Origin of the sequence: Phenylobacterium sp. (genome assembly GCF_031181185.1) — a bacterium.
Classification (GTDB): Bacteria; Pseudomonadota; Alphaproteobacteria; order Caulobacterales; family Caulobacteraceae; genus Phenylobacterium.
On record NZ_JAPSKZ010000240.1, the window covers coordinates 1 to 4,484 of the forward strand.

At 71.0% G+C, this 4,484-nt stretch carries 3 protein-coding genes; 2 read left to right on the forward strand and 1 reads right to left on the reverse strand.

Features of this window, described 5'->3' with window-relative positions:
• The coding region (ppc, locus tag RIF93_RS18905) for a phosphoenolpyruvate carboxylase (protein ID WP_309093001.1) at positions 1-2,144 on the forward strand (2,144 nt) is incomplete at its 5' end.
• Positions 2,144-3,544 (forward strand): AMP-binding protein, encoded by a 1,401-nt coding sequence (locus RIF93_RS18910; RefSeq protein WP_309093002.1) that lies wholly within the window; start codon positions 2,144-2,146, stop codon positions 3,542-3,544. The genes ppc and RIF93_RS18910, both read left to right, overlap by 1 nt.
• On the opposite strand, the gene RIF93_RS18915 is transcribed toward RIF93_RS18910, so the two are convergent.
• Complete coding sequence (locus tag RIF93_RS18915) at positions 3,520-4,308, reverse strand: Crp/Fnr family transcriptional regulator (protein ID WP_309093003.1); 789 nt, start codon at positions 4,306-4,308, stop codon at positions 3,520-3,522. The two genes, RIF93_RS18910 and RIF93_RS18915, sit on opposite strands and share 25 nt — an antisense overlap.
• Between the last annotated feature and the right edge of the window lie 176 nt (positions 4,309-4,484).

A 4,484-nucleotide genomic window follows, 5' to 3' on the forward strand; every position in this document is an offset into this window, starting at 1 on the left:
TCTGGCGCACCCGTCTGCTGCGGCAGGTGAAGATCGCCGTCAGCGACGAGATCGAGAACGCCGTCTCCTATTTCGAGCGTAGCTTCCTGGCCGCGCTGCCCCGGCTCTACGCCCACTGGCGCGAGGTGCTGGGCGAGGACAGCCTGAACAGCTTCCTGCGGGTCGGCTCCTGGGTCGGCGGCGACCGCGACGGCAATCCCTTCGTCACCGCCGCGGTGATGCGCCAGGCGCTGGCTCGGCAGTCGCGCGCGGCGCTGCGCCTGTACCTCGATCGCGTGCATGCCCTGGGCGCCGAGCTCTCGATCTCGGCCGGCCTGGCCGGCGTCACGCCCGAGCTGCAGGCGCTCGCGGACGCCGCTCACGATCCGTCGCCGCATCGGGCGGACGAGCCCTACCGGCGCGCCCTGACCGGCATCTACGCCCGACTGGCCGCCACCTATCCCTTGCTGGCCGGCGAGGCGCCGCCCCGGCCCTCCAGCACGCCGGCCGAGCCTTACCAAGGACCGGCCCAGCTGAGGGCCGACCTCCAGACGGTCCTGGACTCGCTCCTGGCCCAGCACGGCCCGGCCTTCGCCGAAGGCCCGCTGCCCGACCTGATCCGGGCGGTGGACGTCTTCGGCTTCCACCTGGCCACGCTGGACATGCGCCAGAACTCGGCGGTGCATGCGCGCGTGGTGGCCGAGCTCCTGAAGACCGCCGGCGTCTGCGACGACTACGAGGCCCTGGACGAGCCGCGCCGCTGCGAGCTGCTGCTGCGCGAGCTGGCCCACGGCCGCTTGCTGGCCTCGCCGTTCGCGACCTACGGCGACGAGACCGCCCGGGAACTTGAGACCCTGGCCGCCGCCGCCGAGATCAAGCGCCGCTACGGGCCGGAGGCGATCCGCACCTACATCGTCTCCAACACCACCTCGGTCTCCGACCTGCTCGAGGTCTATGTTCTGCTGAAGGAGGTGGGCCTGTTCGCGCCAGGCTCGCCACCCCGCGCCGAAATCTTCGCCGAGCCTCTGTTCGAGACCATCGAGGACCTGCGCGCCGCGCCCAAGACCATGGCCCGCTACCTGGCCATCCCGCTGGTCCACGACCTGCTCGCCGCCCCTGGCCTGCAGGAGGTCATGATCGGCTATTCCGACTCCAACAAGGACGGCAGCTATCTCACCTCCACCTGGGAGCTACACAAGGCGTCTCGAGCCCTGGCCTCGGTGGTCGGCGGCGTAGGCCTCCGGCTCCAGCTGTTCCACGGCCGGGGCGGCGCCGTCGGCCGCGGCGGCGGCTCCAGCTTCGAGGCCCTGATCGCCCAGCCGCAGGGCACCATCGGCGGTCGCATCCGCATCACCGAACAGGGCGAGGTGGTGGCCAACAAGTACGCCGATCCCGAGCTCGCTCGGCAGAGCCTGGAGACTCTGACCGCCGGAGTGGTCCTGGCCTCGCTGCGCAAGCAGGCGGCCGAGGAGGACCTGGCCGCGCCCTACACCAAGGCCATGGACGCGCTGGCCCGCACCGCTATGCGCGCCTACCGCGGCCTCGTCTACGAGACGCCGGGCTTCGCCGACTACTTCTTCGCCGCCACGCCCATCGCCGAGATCGCCGACCTCAACATCGGCAGCCGGCCGACTTCGCGCCAGGCCACGCGCACGATCCAGGGCCTGCGGGCGATCCCGTGGGTGTTCTCCTGGTCCCAGTCGCGGGCCATGCTGCCGGGCTGGTACGGCTTCGGCTCGGCGGTGGCCGAGGGCGGCGTCCCGATGAGCCAGCTCAAGGAGCTGCACGAGTCTTGGCCGTTCTTCGCCACCACCCTGGCGAACATGGAAATGGTGCTGGCCAAGGGCGACATGGCGATCGCCCGCCGCTACGCCGGACTCGTGGACGACCGCGCCCTGGCCGATGCGGTCTTCGACCAGATCTGCGCCGAGTGGGAGCGGACGACGGACGCCGTGCTCCAGATCACCGGCCAGTCCTCACTGCTGGAGCGCAACCCCGACCTCGCCGCCGTCATCCGCTCGCGGCTGCCCTACATCGATCCCCTGAACCACCTACAAATCGAGCTGATCCGCCGGCGTCGCTCGGGTGACGACCAGGAGGCGGTGCGCCAGGGCATCCACCTCACCATCAACGGCGTCGCCGCGGGGCTCAGGAACACCGGCTGATGAACCTGTACGACCGGCTGGCCGGCGGCTTTCCCGCTGATCGGGCCAAGCCCTGCTTCCTGCTCAGCGACGGCCAGGCCCTCAGCTACGGCTGGCTCGAGGACGCGGCCGCCCGCACGGCCGCCCGGCTGACGAGCGAGGGCGTGCAGCCCGGCGACCGCGTCGCCCTGCAGGCGGAGAAGACGCCCGAGGTGATCGTCGTCTATCTCGCAACGCTGATGGCCGGCGCCGTCTTCCTGCCGCTGAACTCGGCGTACACGGGCGCCGAGGTCGAATACTTCCTGGCCGACGCCGAGCCGCGCGTCTTCATCACCGATCCGCCCGGCTACGCGCGCGGGGCCGAGGGTTTCGCGCCGCTGTCGCAAGCGGTCCCGCGCGCTGCGTCGGATCTCGCCTCTCTGATCTACACCTCGGGCACCACGGGCCGCTCCAAGGGGGCGATGCTGAGCCACGGCAATCTGGCGGCCAACGCGGCGGCCTTGCACGAGGCCTGGGGCTTCACGCCGGACGACGTGCTGCTGCACGCGCTCCCGGTCTTCCACGTCCACGGCCTGTTCGTGGCCCTCCACTGCGCCCTGCTCAGCGGATGCCCCATGATCTGGCTGCCGAAGTTCGCCGACGCCGAGGTGCTGGCGGGCTTGTCCCGGGCCACGGTGATGATGGGCGTGCCGACGTTCTACACGCGGCTGCTCGCCAACCCGCAGTTCACCCGCGACACCGCCGCCGGCGTCCGCGTCTTCATCTCGGGCTCGGCGCCCCTGCTGCCGTCCACCTTCGCCGAGTTCGAAGCCCGCACCGGCCAGCGCATCTTGGAGCGCTACGGCATGAGCGAGGCGGTGATCATCACGACCAACCCACTGGACGGGGATCGGATCGCGGGCTCCGTCGGCTATCCGCTGCCGGGCGTCGAGCTGCGGATCGGGGGCGGAGAGGACACGGGCGTCATCCAGATCCGCGGGCCCAGCGTCTTTTCGGGCTATTGGCGCATGCCCGAGAAGACGGCGGAGGAGTTCACGCCGGACGGCTTCTTCATCACCGGCGACGTGGGACGGCAGGACCCGGACGGCCGCGTCTGGATTTCGGGCCGGGCCAAGGACCTGATCATCTCGGGCGGCTACAACGTCTATCCGAAGGAGGTCGAGCTGGTGCTCGACGAGCTGCCGGGCGTGGTCGAGAGCGCCGTCATCGGCGTCCCGCATCCCGACTTCGGCGAGGGCGTCGTGGCGGTGGTGCTGGGCGACGGCGACGAGACGGCCATGATCGCAGAGGCGCGCCGCCAGCTCGCCGCCTACAAGGTCCCCAAGCGGGTGGTCTTCGTCGACGAGCTGCCGCGCAACGCCATGGGCAAGGTCCAGAAGAACCTGCTTCGCGAGCGCTACGCGGGGCTGCTCTCCATCTGACGCCGCAGGGGCGGCGCGGCGGCGGGCCGCCGCGGCGGGGCGGCCTCGTAGGCCGCCACGTCCCGCAGCGTCTGCGGCTGCAGCAGGATCGCCACGCCGGAGCGCAGCTCGATCAGCCGCTCGCGCCGCAGCTGCTGCAGCGTGCGGTTCACGTGCACGATCGACAGGCCCAGCGTGTCGGCCAGCATCTCCTGCGTCAGGGGCAACGGGAATCGCTGGCTGTCGCCGAGGCCCGCGATCTGCAGCCGGCGCTGGAGCTCGAGCAGGAAATGGGCGACGCGCTCGTAGGCCGTCTGCTGACCCAGGCGCACCATGTGGTCCAGCAGCAGGCGGCCTTCCTCGTGCATGCTAGCGGCGAAGGCCTGGGCGAGGCCCGGCGCGCGGCCGTCGTTGGCGGCGTCCAGCGCCGGTTCGGCGTCCACGGTCTCCAGCGCGGTCAGCGCCACGACGCTCCACGGGGCGGGCGGGGCGCTGCGCTGCGCAAGGCCCAGGCTGTCGCCCGGAAGGATCAGGCTGAAGATCTGCCGTCGACCGTCGGGAAGCACCCGCTGGCGCGCGGCCCAGCCGGCGACCACGAACCGAGGCCGCCGGGCGCCCTGGCCCTCGACAATCAGTTCCTCGCCCGGCGCATGCCGCTCGCGCCGGTCCGACAGCGCGCGCACCAGCGCTTCTTCCATTTCCGAGATCTTGCTCAGCGTCCGCAGGCGGCGCACGATTGGATCGATCGGCCAGCCGGCCAAACGTGGCGTGAAGCGGCCCGTCATCCGCAAACCCCCGTCAGAGTTAATTAGATAGCTTCCCCAGCCGTGGGCCGGGCGGTACGTGGATCTGGCGGACAGACCCCCCGGCGAGGAAGAAGCGCAGAAGTGGCGGGTGTGGTTCCTATGTCGCGCAGCAGACATTGGCTGGCAGGTTAGTGTTCGCAGGTGCAGAACCGGGC